General features: G+C 64.6%; 19 protein-coding genes. 12 read left to right on the forward strand and 7 right to left on the reverse strand.

Going from position 1 to position 17086, the window contains the following annotated elements; genetic code table 11:
- Positions 1–22: 22 nt before the first annotated feature.
- From ctaD to AC1RQK_RS18905, 5 genes are all read left to right on the forward strand, one after another.
- On the forward strand, positions 23–1627 hold the full coding sequence (gene ctaD, locus AC1RQK_RS18885) for a cytochrome c oxidase subunit I (RefSeq protein WP_150989700.1): 1605 nt from the start codon (positions 23–25) through the stop codon (positions 1625–1627).
- Between the two features lie 77 nt (positions 1628–1704).
- Complete coding sequence (locus AC1RQK_RS18890) at positions 1705–1836, forward strand: cytochrome oxidase small assembly protein (RefSeq protein WP_006159470.1); 132 nt, start codon at positions 1705–1707, stop codon at positions 1834–1836.
- A gap of 17 nt (positions 1837–1853) precedes the next feature.
- Positions 1854–2468: a cytochrome c oxidase assembly protein gene (locus tag AC1RQK_RS18895; protein WP_150989703.1), complete on the forward strand. Its 615-nt coding sequence runs from the start codon at positions 1854–1856 to the stop codon at positions 2466–2468.
- Between the two features lie 34 nt (positions 2469–2502).
- Positions 2503–2715, forward strand: coding sequence for a DUF2970 domain-containing protein (locus AC1RQK_RS18900; RefSeq protein WP_035861042.1), 213 nt, complete (start codon positions 2503–2505; stop codon positions 2713–2715).
- A gap of 136 nt (positions 2716–2851) precedes the next feature.
- The gene (locus AC1RQK_RS18905; RefSeq protein ID WP_006159467.1) at positions 2852–3712 is read left to right on the forward strand and encodes a cytochrome c oxidase subunit 3; all 861 of its coding nucleotides are present in this window, start codon (positions 2852–2854) and stop codon (positions 3710–3712) included.
- A 161-nt stretch (positions 3713–3873) separates the two neighbouring features.
- Here the strand turns inward: AC1RQK_RS18905 and AC1RQK_RS18910 are convergent, their stop codons facing one another.
- On the reverse strand, positions 3874–4083 hold the full coding sequence (locus AC1RQK_RS18910; RefSeq protein WP_492374362.1) for a twin transmembrane helix small protein: 210 nt from the start codon (positions 4081–4083) through the stop codon (positions 3874–3876).
- A 78-nt stretch (positions 4084–4161) separates the two neighbouring features.
- Here AC1RQK_RS18910 and AC1RQK_RS18915 point away from each other — a divergent pair, with 78 nt between their 5' ends.
- From AC1RQK_RS18915 to AC1RQK_RS18935, 5 genes are all read left to right on the forward strand, one after another.
- Positions 4162–4923 (forward strand): SURF1 family protein, encoded by a 762-nt coding sequence (locus AC1RQK_RS18915; protein WP_492374361.1) that lies wholly within the window; start codon positions 4162–4164, stop codon positions 4921–4923.
- Between the two features lie 109 nt (positions 4924–5032).
- Entirely contained in the window at positions 5033–5689 is a 657-nt protein-coding gene (locus tag AC1RQK_RS18920) for an SCO family protein (RefSeq protein WP_492810470.1), read from the forward strand.
- Between the two features lie 7 nt (positions 5690–5696).
- A complete protein-coding gene (locus tag AC1RQK_RS18925; protein WP_492374359.1) occupies positions 5697–6800 on the forward strand; it encodes a COX15/CtaA family protein in 1104 nt (367 codons plus the stop codon).
- On the forward strand, positions 6797–7732 hold the full coding sequence (locus AC1RQK_RS18930) for a heme o synthase (protein ID WP_492374358.1): 936 nt from the start codon (positions 6797–6799) through the stop codon (positions 7730–7732). The genes AC1RQK_RS18925 and AC1RQK_RS18930 overlap by 4 nt, the downstream gene beginning before the upstream one ends.
- A 156-nt stretch (positions 7733–7888) precedes the next feature.
- Positions 7889–8515 carry an SCO family protein gene (locus AC1RQK_RS18935; protein WP_492374357.1) on the forward strand — a complete coding sequence of 209 codons (627 nt, stop codon included), beginning with the start codon at positions 7889–7891 and terminating at the stop codon, positions 8513–8515.
- Positions 8516–8614: 99 nt separating this feature from the next.
- Here the strand turns inward: AC1RQK_RS18935 and rpoH are convergent, their stop codons facing one another.
- Positions 8615–9511 (reverse strand): RNA polymerase sigma factor RpoH, encoded by an 897-nt coding sequence (gene rpoH / locus AC1RQK_RS18940; protein WP_220810654.1) that lies wholly within the window; start codon positions 9509–9511, stop codon positions 8615–8617.
- A gap of 397 nt (positions 9512–9908) precedes the next feature.
- Here rpoH and AC1RQK_RS18945 point away from each other — a divergent pair, with 397 nt between their 5' ends.
- Positions 9909–10784: a pirin family protein gene (locus AC1RQK_RS18945; RefSeq protein ID WP_492374356.1), complete on the forward strand. Its 876-nt coding sequence runs from the start codon at positions 9909–9911 to the stop codon at positions 10782–10784.
- Between the two features lie 23 nt (positions 10785–10807).
- On the opposite strand, the gene ybiB is transcribed toward AC1RQK_RS18945, so the two are convergent.
- The 5 genes from ybiB to AC1RQK_RS18970 all read right to left on the reverse strand — a co-directional run bounded on the left by ybiB (position 10808) and on the right by AC1RQK_RS18970 (position 16176).
- A complete protein-coding gene (gene ybiB / locus AC1RQK_RS18950) occupies positions 10808–11827 on the reverse strand; it encodes a DNA-binding protein YbiB (protein WP_492374355.1) in 1020 nt (339 codons plus the stop codon).
- A 126-nt stretch (positions 11828–11953) separates the two neighbouring features.
- Positions 11954–12757 carry an ABC transporter ATP-binding protein gene (locus AC1RQK_RS18955; RefSeq protein WP_174426599.1) on the reverse strand — a complete coding sequence of 268 codons (804 nt, stop codon included), beginning with the start codon at positions 12755–12757 and terminating at the stop codon, positions 11954–11956.
- A gap of 60 nt (positions 12758–12817) precedes the next feature.
- Positions 12818–13756 (reverse strand): nitrate ABC transporter permease, encoded by a 939-nt coding sequence (gene ntrB, locus AC1RQK_RS18960; protein WP_492374354.1) that lies wholly within the window; start codon positions 13754–13756, stop codon positions 12818–12820.
- Positions 13757–13841: 85 nt separating this feature from the next.
- Positions 13842–15161 (reverse strand): CmpA/NrtA family ABC transporter substrate-binding protein, encoded by a 1320-nt coding sequence (locus AC1RQK_RS18965; RefSeq protein WP_492374353.1) that lies wholly within the window; start codon positions 15159–15161, stop codon positions 13842–13844.
- 361 nt (positions 15162–15522) lie between these two features.
- Positions 15523–16176: an ANTAR domain-containing response regulator gene (locus AC1RQK_RS18970; protein WP_492810476.1), complete on the reverse strand. Its 654-nt coding sequence runs from the start codon at positions 16174–16176 to the stop codon at positions 15523–15525.
- 208 nt (positions 16177–16384) lie between these two features.
- Here AC1RQK_RS18970 and AC1RQK_RS18975 point away from each other — a divergent pair, with 208 nt between their 5' ends.
- On the forward strand, positions 16385–17086 hold the full coding sequence (locus tag AC1RQK_RS18975; protein WP_043343393.1) for a fumarylacetoacetate hydrolase family protein: 702 nt from the start codon (positions 16385–16387) through the stop codon (positions 17084–17086).

Genomic DNA, 17086 nt, shown 5'->3' on the forward strand with positions numbered 1-17086 from the left:
CAGGATTTCAGGAGTTTTCGCGATGAGTACTGCTACCCCGGACGCGCTCGCCCACCCGCACGACCACGCGCATGACGATCACCACGATCAACCGCATGGCTGGCGCCGTTGGCTGTTTGCCACCAACCACAAGGACATCGGTACGCTGTACCTGCTGTTCTCGTTCACCATGCTGCTGTCTGGCGGCGCGCTGGCACTGCTGATCCGTCTCGAACTGTTCGAGCCGGGCCTGCAGTTCTTCCGCCCGGAACTGTTCAACCAGTTCACCACCATGCACGGCCTGATCATGGTGTTCGGCGCGATCATGCCGGCCTTCGTCGGCTTTGCCAACTGGATGATCCCGCTGCAGATCGGCGCATCCGACATGGCGTTCGCGCGGATGAACAACTTCAGCTTCTGGCTGATGCCCCCGGCAGCGCTGCTGCTGGTGCTGTCGTTCTTCGCACCGGGCGGCGCCACCGCCGCCGGCTGGACCCTGTACGCGCCGCTGTCGGTGCAGATGGGCCCCGGCATGGACATGGCGATTTTCGCCATGCACATCATGGGCGCGTCGTCGATCATGGGCTCGATCAACATCATCGTCACGGTGCTCAATATGCGCGCACCCGGCATGACGCTGATGAAGATGCCGATGTTCTGCTGGACCTGGCTGATCACCGCCTACCTGCTGATCGCCGTGATGCCGGTGCTGGCTGGCGCCATCACCATGGTGCTGACCGACCGTCACTTCGGCACGAGCTTCTTCTCGGCTGCCGGCGGCGGCGACCCGGTAATGTACCAGCACATCTTCTGGTTCTTCGGCCACCCCGAGGTCTACATCATGATCTTGCCGGCGTTCGGGATCGTCTCGCACGTCGTGCCGACCTTCGCCCGCAAGCGCCTGTTCGGCTATAGCTCGATGGTCTACGCGACCGCTTCGATCGCCATCCTGTCGTTCATCGTGTGGGCTCACCACATGTTCACGACCGGCATGCCCGTGACCGGCCAGCTGTTCTTCATGTACGCCACCATGCTGATCGCGGTGCCGACGGCTGTGAAGATCTTCAACTGGATCGCCACCATGTGGCGTGGCTCGATGACCTTCGAGACTCCGATGCTGTTCGCGATCGGCTTCATCTTCGTGTTCACCATCGGCGGCTTCACCGGCCTGATGCCGGCGGTGGCCCCGATCGACATCCAGTTGCAGGACACCTACTTCATCGTTGCCCACTTCCACTACGTGCTGGTGGCGGGCTCGCTGTTCGCGATGTTCTCGGGCTTCTACTACTGGGGTCCGAAGTGGAGCGGTTTCATGTACAACGAAACCCGCGGCCAGATCCACTTCTGGGGCTCGATGATTTTCTTCAACATCACCTTCTTCCCGATGCACTTCCTGGGCCTGGCCGGCATGCCGCGTCGCTATGCCGACTACCCGACCCAGTTCGCGGATTTCAACGCGATTGCATCGATTGGCGCACTGGGCTTCGGCCTGATGCAGGTGTATTTCTTCTTCTTCGTGGTGCTGCCGTCCTACCGTGGCGGCAAGGCAGCCGGGGACAAGCCTTGGGATGGCGCCGAGGGCCTGGAATGGACCGTGCCGTCGCCGGCCCCGTTCCACACCTTTGAAGTGCCGCCGCAAGTCAAGTAAGCCGTAGTCAGGCAAGCCGCAATAAGCACGGAAGGATGGGCACTGCCCGTCCTTCCGCGCCACGCAAGCAAGGTGTTATGCAGGATCCAAACAAAAGTCCATCGCAGGCAGACCGCAAGGCCTCCAATCGTCGTCTCGGCCTGATCCTTTTCTCGATCGTGATGGTTTTCTTTTTGGGTTTCTTCGCCAAGATGATCTTTCTTGGCTGAAGCTGCAGGGTATTGAGATGAGCGCGAACCAGCAGTCAAGCAATGCCACCGACAAGAAGTTCAACCGCGGGATGATGCTGCGGCTGTTGGTGGTGGTGGCGTTGATGTTCTCGTTTGGCTATGCGCTGGTGCCGCTGTACAAGAAGATCTGCGAGATCACCGGCTTGAACGTGGTGACCACGCGGGACCTGTACGGTGGCCAGGTCAAGAACACGCAGGTGGACAAAACCCGCACGATCACGGTCGAGTTCGACTCCAATGCGCGCGGGCCCTTTGCCTTCCGTCCGGTCAAGAGCAGCATGGAAGTGCACCCCGGCGAGATGACCACCATCGTCTACGAAGTGGCGAACGGCCAGGCACGCGATATCTCGGCGCAGGCCATCCCGAGCTACCTGCCCAAGCTGGCCACGCAGTATTTCAAGAAGATCGAGTGCTTCTGCTTCAAGGAACAGACGCTCAAGGCGAAGGAAGCACGCGAGATGCCGGTTGTGTTCGTGATCGATCCGGACCTGCCGAAAGACGTGAAGAACATTACGCTGTCCTATACCTTCTTCGAGATCGGGACGCCGGTGGCGCAAGCGCCGCAAGGTCCCCTCGACGCGCAGCCAGCAGGCGCGGGCAAGGGCATTTGAGTTTGCAGGCGAGGCAAGTTGCAGGGGAAAAGCCGTGGATGAGATGAAGGACGCGGTCAAGCGCAAGCTGTCATTTGCGCAGACGCTGCGCGCGGTGTTCTGGTCGTTTATCGGCCTGCGCAAGGGCAGCGAGCATGAGCGCGACATGGCACAGCTCAACCCGGTCCATGTGATCATTGCCGGCCTGATCGGGGTAGCCATCCTGATCGCGGTGCTGATCACGGTCGTGCGTGTGGTGGTAGGGTGAGGCCACGCAGCGCAAGGCACGGGGCAGGGCAGGAGTAAGTAAAAAGAGCAGGGCAAAAGCATGCCGCCGGCCCCGTCAGGGCTGGATGTGCGGATAACGATTACTGAATCAGAGACTCTGAGCTGGAGAAAAAAGAATGAGTGCGAACCGCGCAAACGCTCCGTACTACTTCGTACCGGGCCCCTCGCGCCATCCGATCACGGCTAGCTTCGGCTTGCTGCTGACGGCTGGGGGTGCTGCTGGCTGGGTAAACGGGCAGACCTGGGGGCCTTACCTGTGCGGCCTGGGCCTGCTGTGGTTCCTGTTCGTGCTCAAGAGCTGGTTCGGCGAGGCGATCAACGAATCCGAGACGGGCAAGTACGGCAAGAACATCGACCTGTCCTTCCGCTGGTCGATGGGCTGGTTCATCTTCTCCGAGGTGATGTTCTTCGCGGCGTTCTTCGGCGCGCTGTTCTACGCCCGCAACATTGCCATGCCGTGGCTCGGCGACCTGAACAACAAGATCCTGTGGCCCGACTTCGCCGCCGTATGGCCGAACCTCGGACCGGCCGGTGTCGTGGAGAGCTTCCAGACCATGGGCCCGTGGCCGATCCCCACGATCAACACCGCCTTGCTGCTGATGTCCGGCGTGACGCTGACCTGGGCGCACCATGCGCTGCTGGCCAACAAGCGCAGCCAGCTGATCCAGGGCCTGGTGCTGACCATCCTGCTGGGCGCGGTCTTCATGTGCTTCCAGGTGTACGAATACCACCACGCGTATTCGGAGCTGAACCTCAAGCTGACCTCGGGCATCTACGGTTCCACCTTCTTCCTGCTCACCGGCTTCCACGGTTTCCACGTGACGCTCGGCGCGATCATGCTGACGGTGGTGCTGGTGCGGGTGCTCAAGGGCCAGTTGACGCCCGACCATCACTTTGCATTCGAAGGCGCTGCCTGGTACTGGCACTTCGTCGACGTGGTGTGGCTGTTCCTCTACATCGTGGTGTACTGGCTGTAAGACACCCGATTGCAGTGCCCGCCGGCTACGCCGGCGGCATCGCGGGGGAGGTTCTCCTCCTTCGCGAGGAACAACAAAAAACAAGCGCCGCAGGGGAAGTAGCCAGCCTGCGGCGCTTGTTTTTTGTGGTTTGAACCTGGCGTAGCCGGGCCGCGCCGGCTTCAGGGCGCCATGCGGATGCCCGTGCTCTGTATCCATCCCATCCAGTGCGAGAACAGGATGAAGACGAACAGGGCCACCGAGAAGCCGACCCGGAACATCAGCGAGCGCATCATGTTTGGCGTCCTGCCGCGGTCGCGCATCATGAAGAACAGGGCGCAGGCCAGGCTACCGATGATGAGGAAGAACGCGATGAGGATGACGATGCGCATGGAGGGCCCGCAAGCGCGGGGTCTGCTAGGGATAGAGTGCCATTATCGCATCGGCGCGCGTGGCAACGCCCTCGGGAAATGCCAGGGAGGCCGCACGTGAAGCTGTGGCGCGCACTGAGCCCGCTGCCCACCATTGCCGCGCTGGTGGTGATCGCGCTCACCTGTGCCTTGGGCAACTGGCAACTGAATCGGGCCCACGAAAAAGTGGCGCGGGCCGCGCGCCTTGAGGCGCTGGCTGCCCAGCCGCCGCTGGAGATCGGGCGCAGCCTGGTGGATGGCGCGCTGGCGGAGCGGCGTGTGCACGTGCGCGGGCGCTTCGATGCAGCGCATACGGTTTTGCTGGACAATCGCCCCCACGGCAACGGCACCGATAGCCGTGCCGGATTCATGGTGCTGACGCCGCTGCGGGTTGCCGGGGGCGATGCGGCTGCGCCGGCCGTGCTGGTGCTGCGCGGCTGGCTGCCTCGCGACGCGCAGGATCGTACCCATATCGCGCCGTTCCCGACGCCGCAAGGCGAGGTGGAGCTGGACGGCACCGCGCTGGCGACCGTGCCCAGGGTCTTCAGCCTGGGCCAGGGCGCGAATGCCGAGGCCGGCCAGAAGATCCGCCAGAATGTCGATCTCGCCGCTTATGCAGCGGAGCTTGGCGTGCCCCTGCAACCCTTTGTGCTGGAACAGCGCAACGACAGCGGCGACGGGCTGGCGCGCGACTGGGCGCCAGCGGACATCGGCGCGGATCGCCACTATGGTTATGCCTTCCAGTGGTTCGGGCTGGCGGCGCTGACCCTGGTGCTACTGGTGGCGTTGAGCTGGCGGCGCGCGGCCCGCATGACGGCTTGAGCATTCACGCGGGTGGCACCCGTATCACCCACGAACCACAGCGGCGCGTTGCGGTCAGATGAGCGCAACCGCCCCTAACGACAGACAGACGACAGACAGACGAAACACTATGCAACAGCCAGATCCCGCTTCGGCCCAGACCGCCCGCGCCGCGCCGCAAGACTCGCGCATCGACGCCCGCACCCGTCGCGGCCGCATCCAGATGCTGCTGCTTCTGCTGGTATGCGCTTCGCCTGTCATCGCTTCCTACCTGACGTACTACGTGTTCAAGCCGGCGGGCGGATCCACCAACTACGGCACGCTGATCGAGCCGCAGCGCCCGATGCCCGCGATACAGATCGGCAATGAGCGTGCCGAGTCCGTGTCGCTGGATAGTTTCAAGGGCAAGTGGCTGCTGGTGACGGCGGACGGCGCGGCGTGCGACGAAGCCTGCGCCAAGAAACTGTTCACCATCCGCCAGATCCGCGCGGGGCAAGGCCAGGACCGCGAGCGCATCGTGCCGGTGTGGCTGATCAGTGACGAAGGCCCGATCGATTCCCGCCTGTCGGCTGCCTACAACGAGCCCTATGCCGGCGTGCGCTTCCTGCGCGCCAACCGCGAGGCCATGCAGAAATGGCTGCCGGCGGAACCGGGTGCCCGGATCGAGGACAGCCTGTTCCTGATCGACCCGCTGGGTAACCTGATGATGCGCTTCCCCAAGGAGCCGGACCCCAAGAAGATGAGCTCCGACCTGAAGAAGCTGCTCAAGTACTCTCACATCGGGTGAGGCGCGCATGCTGCTCCAACTCGCTATCATCGGCGTCCTGATCGCGCTGTTCCCCTTGAGCTACGTGCTGGTCAAAGGGGACCGCAACAAGTATCGCAAGCTGGTCTGGATCACCGCCTTCCTGACGCTGGACCTGATCATGTTCGGCAGCTTCACGCGGCTGACGGACTCCGGCCTGGGCTGCCCTGACTGGCCGGGCTGCTATGGCCACTCCAACCCGCACGCGGCGCAGGAACCTATCCGCGCCGCCGAGACGGCCCTGCCCAGCGGGCCCGTGAGCATCACCAAGGCGTGGATCGAGATGATCCACCGCTACTTCGCCATGGCGGTCGGCGTGCTGATCATCACGCTGATGGTGCTGGCCTGGGTCAAGCGGCGCGAACTCAAGCAGTCGCCCTGGTTCGCCACCGGGGTGCTGCTGCTGGTGTGCGTGCAGGGCGCATTCGGGGCCTTTACGGTCACACTCAAGCTGCAGCCCATCATCGTGGTCACGCACCTGATGCTCGGCATGAGCCTGCTGGCAGCGTTGATCTGGCTGGGCTCGCGCAACGATCCACCCTTGCGGGTGGCGCCGCAGGCGGCCGGGCTGCGCTGGCCGGCGCGCATCGCGCTAGCCTTGCTGGTGCTGCAGATCTTCCTGGGCGGCTGGGTGAGCACTAACTATGCTGTGCTGGCGTGTACCGACTTTCCGCTGTGCAACGGCCAGCTCGTGCCGGACATGGACTTCCACCACGGCTTTACGCTGTGGCGCCAGCTCGGCATGACCGCCGACGGCGACTACATCCCGCACTCGGCCCTGGTGGCGATCCATTGGGTGCATCGCGGCTTCGCTTTCGTCGTGCTGGCTTTCCTGGCCTGGTTTGGGCTGCAGGCACGCCGCCATGGTGGCCTTACGCGCAGCGCGGGCTGGTTGCTGGGCTTTCTCGCGCTGCAACTGGCCACAGGTCTGTCGAACATCGTGTTCGACTGGCCGCTGGGCGCCGCGGTGGCGCATAACGGCGGCGCGGCGGTCTTGCTGCTGCTCCTGGTTCGCCTCAACTACAATATAGGGCTCGCGGCCCGGTCCGCTGACATTGCTACCGACGTGCCGGCCGCCGCGCGCGCCACATGAAAGACAAGAACTCTCCAGTGGTTACAGCTACCCACACACATCCCCTCGGGCGGGTTCGCCACCTGATCCGCCAGTACGCCGCCCTGACCAAGCCGCGGGTGACGCAGCTTGCCGTCTTCTGCGCCATCATCGGCATGTTCCTCGCCACGCCCGGCATGGTGCCGTGGCCGGTGCTGATCGGCGGTGCCGCCGGCATCTGGCTGTTGGCAGGTGCCGCTTTCGCCATCAACTGCCTGGTGGAGCAGAAGGTTGATGCGCTGATGCGCCGCACCGCGTGGCGCCCGTCGGCCACCGGCGAGATCACCACCATCCAGACGCTGGTGTTCTCCGCCGTGCTGGGTGGGGCAGGGATGTGGCTGCTGCACGTCTACACCAACGACCTGACCATGTGGCTGACCGTGGCCACCTTCGTGGGCTACGCCGTGGTGTACACCATCCTGCTCAAGCCGGCCACGCCGCAGAACATCGTCATCGGCGGCCTGTCCGGCGCCATGCCGCCGGCGCTTGGCTGGGCGGCGGTCGCGGGCGACCTGCCGGCGGAAGCCTGGTTCCTGGTGCTGATCATCTTCACGTGGACGCCGCCGCACTTCTGGGCCCTGGCCCTGTATCGCCGCGCCGACTACGCCAAGTCCGGCCTGCCGATGCTGCCGGTGACGCACGGCGAGCGCTTCACGCTGCTGCATATCCTGCTGTACACGCTGATCATGATCGCGGCCACGCTGCTGCCTTTTGTGTACGGCATGTGCGGCTATATCTACCTGGCGGCCGCGCTGATCCTGGGGGGCGGGTTCCTGGCCTACTCGTGGAAGATGTATCGCAACTACTCGGATGCGCTGGCGCAACGCACCTTCCGCTTCTCGATCCTGTATCTCTCGCTGCTGTTCGCCGCGCTGCTGGTCGATCACTACTTCAAATTCCTGCCGCAGGCCTGAGCGGTGCATGCAGGCCTGCAGGCTTGCGGCATCTTGTCGCGGCCTGCGCGCGTGGCGGCCACGATCGGCGATACTGCGTGTCATCTGTTAATGTGACCTTGTCGCGCCTAGCCGCCTGCCGGGCGGCGCCGGCTCGCCAACACCACCCGAACTCGCATGCCAAACCATTTCCCTTCAGGCTTTCTCCCCACCTTCGCGGCCTTCCGCCGGTTTTGCCTGCTGGCCCTGTGCGCGCTGCTGCTGGCGGCATGCGGCCAGCAGAAGGCTTCCTTCAAGAACGTCGATATCACCGGCGGCAGCGAGTTCGGCAAGGACTTCGTCCTTACCGACCACAACGGCAAGGTGCGCTCCATTGGCGACTTCAAGGGCAAGGCGGTAGTGATGTTCTTCGGCTATACGCATTGCCCTGACGTGTGCCCGACCACCATGGCCGAGCTCAAGGCGGTGATGGAACAACTGGGACCGGACGCCGACAAGGTGCAGGTGTTGTTCGTTACGGTGGATCCGGAGCGCGATACGCAGGCGCTGCTGGCGCAGTATGTGCCGGCCTTCGATCCGCGCTTCCTGGGCATGCGCCCGGCCGACGATGCCGCGCTGCAGAAGGTTGCGAAGGACTTCAAGGTGTTCTACGCCAAGGTGCCGGGCACGTCCCCGAATAACTACACCATGGATCACTCGGCGGGCAGCTATGTGTTCGACCCGAGCGGCAAGCTGCGCCTGTTTATCCGCCACGGCCAGGGGCCGGAGCCGATCGTGCACGACCTCAAGCAACTGCTGTCCTGATGCTGTCATGAGGCGGGCCGCCGGCGCGAAGCCGGCAGGCAAAATAAAACAGGGCCGGTCGCGAGACCGGCCCTGTTCTACTTTTGGTGCGCTTAAGCCTTAGGCAAAGGCCTGCAGCGCACCCTTCATCTTCTTCATCGCCGCGGTTTCGATCTGGCGGATGCGTTCGGCGGAAACGCCGAATTCGTCAGCCAGTTCGTGCAGCGTGGAGCCGCCCGAGCCGTCGTCGTTGACCTGCAGCCAGCGCGCCTCGATGATGCGGCGGCTACGGTCGTCGAGCTTGGACAGCGCTTCTTCCAGGCCTTGCACCTGCAGGCGGTCGTGGCGCTGCGCCTCGATCACGCGGGTGGGCTCGTTGTGGTTGTCGGCCAGGTAGGCGATGGGCGCGAAATCCTCTTCGCCATCGTCGATCTGCCCTTCGAGCGCCAGGTCGCCGCCCGACAGGCGGGTTTCCATCTCCATCACTTCTTCCGGCTTGACGTTCAGCTCGCGCGCAACCGCGTCGATCTGTTCCGGCGTGAAGGTATGGGCACCTTGCTTGTGGCTGCGCAGGTTGAAGAACAGCTTGCGCTGAGCCTTGGTGGTAGCCACCTTGACCATGCGCCAGTTCTTCAGCACGTATTCGTGGATCTCGGCCTTGATCCAGTGCATCGCATAAGACACCAGCCGCACGCCCTGATCCGGGTCGAAGCGCTTCACGGCCTTCATCAGGCCGATATTGCCTTCCTGAATCAGGTCTGCGTGGGGCAGGCCATAGCCGAGGTACTGGCGGGCAATGGACACCACCAGGCGCAGGTGCGACAGCACCATGCGGCGCGCCGCATCGACGGAGTCGTGCTCGCGCAACTCGCGCGCGAGCCGCTGCTCTTCCTCGGGGGTAAGCAGGGGAATACGGTGGACAGCCTGGATATAGCTGTCGATATTTCCCAGCGTTCCGGGAAAGGTCAGCGCAAACGTCCCGGCGCCTTGTGGCACCGCAGGCAGACGGTTGGTCATTTGGGTTTGGTCAGCAGATAGGACTGCGTTCACTCGATGGCTCCTTTCGCATCCGGCGGGTGGGTTGCCCGCGTGTGCGGCCCTTTTCGGGGTCTCGCACTGCATTGCAACACATATTAGCACTCAAGCCGGGGGACTGCTAAGTTGGAGTGCCAATAGGGTTGATAGTTCCTGATAATCGAATGGTTCTTCTACATAGTATTTTATTCCGACATCTTGCAGGATGTGACGAGGCCACTATCTCACGCGGGTACGCGAACGATCCGACAGTGGTTAGAGGGCTGATGCCCCTGCCGGTTCTGTCGCCAGTTGAGATGCTGTGTTTCGCTAGCAGCTACACTCTTTTCATTTGTCTCAGTGGCGCTGAGCGTCAGCATCGACCAAATCGGGGAATATCATGTCTGCTATCGAGCACTTGCTAAAGCCGCACACCCGTGACCTCGGCGACTTTGCCGTGAGCCGTCTGCTGCCCGCCGCGGCAACCCAGACTGTCGGCCCATTCATCTTCTTCGACCACATGGGCCCGGTGGCCATGCCGCCAGGGGAAGGCGCCGATGTGCGCCCGCATCCCCACATCGGCCTGGCCACGGTCACCTACCTGTTCGAGGGCGAGATCCTGCACCACGACAGCCTCGGCAGCAAACAGGTCATCAGGCCGGGCGACGTGAACTGGATGACGGCTGGCAGCGGCATTGCGCACTCGGAGCGCTCGCCCCAGTCCGCCCGCGATGCCGGGCCGCGCCTGCACGGCATCCAGACCTGGGTGGCGCTGCCCAAGGAGCACGAGAACGTCGAGCCGTCCTTTCATCACCATCCGGCCGCGACGCTGCCCAAGCTGGAGCGCCCTGGCGTACGCATGACGGTGATTGCGGGCGATGCATTCGGCGCCGAGGCGCCGGTGAAGGTGTTTAGCCGCACGCTCTACGTGGCCATTGAGCTCGAGGCGGGCGCCAGCCTGGAGATTCCGGCGGAGCACGCCGAGCGCGGCATCTACCCGGTGGACGGCACCATCGCCCTGGACGGCGAAGTGTTGCCCGAGCGGCACCTGGCGGTGCTGGTGCCGGGCCAGCCGGTGACGTTGACGGCGCAGGTGGCGTCGCGCGTGATGCTGCTCGGCGGCGACCCGACCGATGGCCATCGCTTTATTTTCTGGAATTTCGTTGCCAGCACCAAGGAAGCGATCGAAGCAGCCTCCCAGCGCTGGGAAGATGACCAGTTCCCGCGCGTGCCGGGCGAGAACGATCGCATTCCGCTGCCACAGCGCAAGCGCTAAAGGCGCTGCCTGGCGGGCGAAGCTCAGACCGGGCTGGCCCAAGCCACGCGCGTGCCTTGCTGCAGGCAGTCGCGGATGGCGTCGATCTGCGTGGCGATCGGGGCAGGCACAGGCGCCTCGCCGTCCAGCACGAGGCGGATCCAGGCCGCGGTCTGGTCCACGTCACTGCCGGGCGGCAATTCCGGTACTTCAACGATAGAGCCCGACGTCGGGTCGACCAAGGTGCGTTGATGCCCGTCGTGCAGCCAGTCGATGCGGCTGTTGCGCCGGGCGTCCGCCACCACCTCGCCCTCTGTGCCTCGCGCCAGCAGCACATTGGCGGGTTCGCGCGAGAAATAATCGGTCAGGGTTTCGCGGTACTCGGGGTGGGTGTAGCTATACAGCCGCAGCGCCTCGGCCGGGCCGTGCGCGCCCACAGGCTGCAACATCTTGACCACCGTATGCGCAGAGTTGCGCAAGCCGATCTGCATGCGCTTGTCCAGCATCCGGGCCAGCGCCGGCGACAGCACGTCGATCGGCAGCACTGCCAGCGGGCCGGGCTGGGCATCCCTGCCGCGCAACTGGGATTCGGCCTGCGCCACGGAGCTGCAAGGCACGATGCCCAGCGCCTCGAACAGCGAGATGCTGGTGACGCGCCCGTTGAACTGGCGGGAGCCGTGCACCAGTACCGGAATGCCCTCGCGCGCCAGCAGCAACGCCAGCAGTGGCACCAGGTTAGGCTGTTTGCGCGCGCCGTTATAGCTGGGGATTGACACCACGACGCGGTCCGCCGGGCCGGCCAGCGGCAGGCAATGCGCGTGCGCGGCATCGAGCATCCCGGCCAGCTCGTGCGGGGCCTCGCCCTTGATGCGATAGGCCATCAGCACCGCGCCCAGCTCGATATCGGCCACGCGGCCTGCCAGCATGGCATCGAACAGCGCCTGGGCATCTTCGCGCGGCAGCGCGCGCGCGCCGTTGACGCCCCGGCCGATTTCCTTGATGTACTTCGCGGCAGCGAAAGCAGGGGCGGCGGGGGCCGCGGGGGAGGTAGGCGTGGTGGTCATGGCGGGTTGGGACTATGTGGTTTGAAGTCCATGATAGCGGAGCGGGCCGGCCGTGCCCATGACAGCCGCAATGCCGGCTCGGCTTCGCCCCTGGCGCGGCAGTGGCAGGCCCGTCATCGCCCCCGCTCAGGCGGCTTCCTTCAGGGCGGGATTGCGCTGCTTGCGGTACAGGAAGTCCAGCACTGCCGTGCGGCATGCGTGGTAATCCTTGTCCTCGGCCAACGCCATGCGCTCGCGTGGCCGCGGCAGGTCCACCTTCAGCACTTCGCCGATGGTGGCCGCGGGGCCGTTGGTCATCATGACGATGCGGTCGGCCAGCAGCACCGCTTCATCCACGTCGTGGGTCACCATCACCACCGTGCTGCGCGTCTTCGCCACGATCTTGATCAGTTCGTCCTGCAGGTGCGCGCGGGTGAGCGCGTCCAGCGCGCCGAAGGGCTCGTCCATCAGCAGCACCTTGGGCTCCATGGCCAGCGCCCGGGCGATGCCCACGCGCTGCTTCATGCCGCCCGAGATCTCCTGCGGATACTTGGCTTCGGCATGCGTCAGGCCAACCAAGGCCAGCGTGTCGTGCGTGCGGGCCTTCAGTTGCGCCTTGCTCTCGCTGGCGCCGAACACGCGCTCCACGCCAAGATAGACATTGTCGAAACAGGTCAGCCAGGGTAGCAGCGAATGGTTCTGGAACACCACCGCCCGATCCGGGCCGGGGCCGGCGATCTCGCGCTCGGCGCAGATCAGCGCGCCGGCGCTGGGCCGGTCCAGCCCGGCCAGCAGGTTAAGCAAGGTGGACTTGCCGCAGCCCGAATGGCCGATCAGCGTAATGAACTCGCCGCTGGCGATGGTCAGGTTGACATCGCGCAGGGCGACGAACGGCCCCTTCTTGGTCTTGAAGGTCTGCCCGACATTCTCGATACGGACGAACTTTTCCATGAGCTTCTCCTTGGGCGCCAGGGCGCGGGTAGCGACTTGGCGTCTTTGCGACTTAGCGTCTTAGTTGCCGTAGCTGAAGCGCTTGGCCAGGCTGAGCAGCGCATATTCGAGCAGCAGCCCGACCACACCGATGATGAAGATCGCGATAACGATGTGTTCCACCTTCAGGTTGTTCCACTCGTCCCACAGCCAGAAGCCGATGCCGGTGCCGCCAGTGAGCATTTCCGCGGCCACGATCACCAGCCATGCGGTACCGATGGACAGCCGCACGCCGGTGAGCATGTACGGCAGCACGGCGGGCAGCAGCACGCGGGTGAACACCTTCCATTCGGAAAGGTCGAGCACGCGCGCCACATTCAGGTAGTCCTGCGGCACGCGGGTCACGCCCACCGCGGTATTGATCACCATCGGCCAGATCGAGCAGATGAAGATGGCCCAGATCGCCGCCGGGTTTGCCGACTTGAACAGCAGCAGGCCAATGGGCAGCCAAGCCAGCGGCGAGACCGGGCGCAGCAGGCTGATGATGGGCGCCATCATCGCGTTGAGAAAGGCGAAGCGGCCCAGCGCGAAGCCGGCCGGGATGCCGATCAATGCGGCCAGCCCGAAGCCCGCCGCCACGCGCGCCAGCGACGCCAGCACGTTCCAGCCGATGCCCTGGTCATTGGGGCCGTTGCGGTAGAACGGGTCGGCGAACAGCGGCACGGCGGCATGCCAGGTGGCGGCCGGCGTAGGGATGGCGGGGATCATGGTGGCGATGCCGTGCCACATCAGCAGGAACAGCGCAAAGCCCGCGACGGGCGGCATCACCTTGAGCACCACGGCGGTGATGGCGTCGCGCCGCGCCGCGCGGCGGGCCTCGGCTTGCGCGGCGAGCGCGCGGAGCTGGGCGCGTTCATGGGCTTGCGTGTCGCCAACCACGGCTAGCTCGGCGGTGATGCCGGCATCGGCGGGGGCGGCTTGGTTGGCGGCATGCGGGGCCGGCTGGGCTAGTGCATTCACGTCAGGCTCCTTCGGTAGCCGGCGTGTCGCCACGCCGGCGTTCAAGCGGCAATCAAAATCGGAATCACGCCGGGGCGCGTGCGCTTCAGGCCTTGATCTTGAAACCGTCGGCGTAGGCCTTGGGGTCCTTGCTAGCGTCCCACACCACGCCGTCGATCAGCTTCGCGGTACGGAAATCGCTCTTGGGCAGTGGCACCTGCGCGGCCGCAGCGGCCTGTTTGTAGATGTCGATGCGGTTGACCTTCTTCGCCACCTCCAGGTAGTCAGGGTGATCCTTGAGCAAGCCCCAGCGCTTTTGCTGCGTGAGGAACCACATGCCGTCGGAGAGGAAGGGATAGTTGGCGGCGCCGTCCTGGTAGAACTTCATCGAGTCCGGGTCGTCCCAGGTTTTGCCCAGGCCGTTGTCATAGCGGCCCAGCATGCGGTCCAGGATGATGTCCATGTCGGTGTTGACGTAGGACTTGGCGGCGATGGTCTCGGCGGTCTTGCGGCGGTTGGAGGCCGATGCGTCGATATACTTCGAGGCGTCGAGCACGGCGGCCACCATCGCGCGTGCCGTGTTGGGATACTTCTGCACGAACTCTGCCGTGGTGCCCAGGGTCTTTTCCGGGTGATCCTTCCAGATCGCCTGCGTGGTCTCCGCGGTAAAGCCGATCTTGTCGGCGATGGCGCGCGCCCCCCACGGCTCGCCCACACAGAAGCCGTCCATATTGCCCACGCGCATGTTGGCCACCATCTGCGGCGGCGGCACGGTGATGGCCTTGGCGTCCTGCATCGGGTTGATGCCGTTGGCGGCTAGCCAGTAGTACAGCCACATGGCATGGGTGCCGGTGGGGAAGGTCTGGGCGAAGGTGTACTCGCGCTTTTCCTTCATCATCAGCGCCTTCAGGCTGGCGCCGTCCTTGACGCCTTTCTCCGCCAGCTTGGATGACAGCGTGATGGCCTGGCCGTTGTGGTTCAGGTTCATCAGCACCGCCATGTCTTTCTTGGGGCCGCCAATGCCAAGCTGCACGCCATAGATCAGCCCGTACAGCACATGCGCTGCATCGAGTTCGCCGTTGACCAGCTTGTCGCGCACGCCGGCCCAGGAGGCTTCCTTGGTGGGCGTGATCTTGATGCCGTACTTCTTGTCGAAGCCGAGTGTGCCGGCCATGACGACCGAGGCGCAGTCCGTCAGCGGGATGAAGCCGATCCGCACCTCCGGTTTTTCCGGCGCGTCGGAGCCTGCCGCCCATGCGCCAGCGCGTACCAGGGGATCGACCAGGGTGATCACGCTGGCGCCAGCGATGGTGGCCAGGGCGCGGCGCCGTCCGTTGCTGGCGGGCACCGCATCGGCTCCCGTGGTGCTGGCGTCGGTGGCAACTGCTGCATGCAGCGACTTGGCAATCTTCAGGCGAGAGGGCATTGACACGGCTCCAAATAAAAAGCGTCCTGAACTGCTCCGCTTTCGCCAGAAATGCGGGGGGGCAGGTCAGGACGCCGTTGTCCCGTGATGCGGCGCGGCCGTCGTTGGCGGCGCACATCGGTATGTGATCGGCCGTCGTTGGCCGATGCTTCGATTATGCAAGCCGCGTGCCAAGGGTTGGGAGGGCTGTTGTCGGGGTCTGACTGCCAGCGAGGGTGGACAAGGAGCCAGAAGCGGGCGCGCCAAAGCGGCGTCCGTGCGCTGCCGGTGCGTGAAAGGTGATGCGGTCGCGCCATCCTTGTGCATTGCACCAAGCGCGTGCGGGGCGCATTGAGGCGCCCGATCATGGTTTGTTCCGGGCTTAGCTCATCACATCGATGACCCGCCGCGCCGCCTCGACGAGCTTGATGCCGCGCTCCATCGCCATGCTGCGCAGCCGCTTGTAAGCCTCGTCCTCGGTCATGCCGCGCTCCTTCATCAGCAGGCCCTTGGCACGCTCCACTTCCTTGCGCTCGGCTAACTGCAGCCGCGTGGCATCAAGCTCCGCGCGCAGTTCCTGGTCCAGTTCGAAGCGCGCATAGGCCACATCCAGCACGGTCTTGACGCGATCGGCGCGCAGGCCGTCGACGATGTAGGCGGTGATCCCTGCGCTCAGCGCGGCCTTGATGCGCTGGGCGTCGTCGTTGTCCGTGAAGAGCACGATGGGGCGCGGCGCGTGCTGGGTCGACACGCACACATGCTCGACTGTATCGCGCGCAGCGGACTCCGAGGCGATGATGATCAGGTCCGGCTGCCGCGCGACGATTGCGTCGGGCAGCCGCAGGTCGGCATCCACCGTTTCGATGTCCGTGAAGCCCGCAGAGACAAGCCCGGCGCGGATCGTCTCGATATTGAGCGGATCCTCGTCATGCGGATCGCGCACCAGCAAAATGCGCAGCGCGCGTGAACCCGACGCGGCGGGCGCGGGGCTGGCAGGACTCGTCGGGGTGGAGGGGGCAGGGGGGCGTCTGTTCATGGCGTCACTTGGAATGCCTCTTGCCATGCAAGATTCGCGCCGAGATGCCTTTCATTGTATTGCGGGGTTTCCCGGATTCAATGGTTGCCGGCGCACGCGGCCAGAACCGCCGGTGTATGCTATTGCCCTGCTGCGCGGCAGGGCGTCTACTGGCGATGCCATCATGCTGGCGCGTAGTCTAAAACACAGAATATGCTTGGAGAGATGGATGACCGAATTCGTATTTGCCCCGCCGGCGCCCAATGGCGTGCCCGTGCGCGGCAGCAGCGCTCAGTTCCCGGTGCGCCGGGTCTACTGCGTGGGCCGCAACTATGCCGCCCATGCCCGTGAAATGGGTTCGGATCCCGACCGCGAGCCGCCGTTCTTCTTCTGCAAGCCTGCCGACGCCGTGAGCTATGTGGCTGACGGTACCGAAGGCGCCTTCCCCTATCCGCAGGGCACCAGCAATTGCCACTATGAAGTGGAGCTGGTCGTTGCCATCGGCAAGGGCGGCAAGGACATCGCCGAGGCGGATGCCGCGAGCCACGTGTTTGGCTACGCGCTCGGCCTCGACATGACGCGCCGCGACCTGCAGAACGAATCGAAGAAGACCGGTCGCCCCTGGGAAACCGGCAAGGCCTTCGACAAGTCCGCCCCGATCGGCCCGATCGTGCCGGTGTCCGCCATCGGCCATCCGGAGAAGGGCGCGGTCACGCTGTCCGTCAACGGTGTGGAGAAGCAGCGCGGCGACCTGTCGGACCTGATCTGGTCGGTGCCCGAGATGGTGTCGTATCTCTCCAAGCTGTTCGAGCTGCAACCCGGCGACCTGATCTACAGCGGCACGCCCGAAGGCGTGGGCCCGGTGGTCAAGGGCGATGTCATGCTGTGCAAGATCGAAGGCGTGGGCGAGCTCACCGTCAAGGTAGTCTGA

The organism is Cupriavidus sp. GW822-FHT02D05 (genome assembly GCF_058802485.1).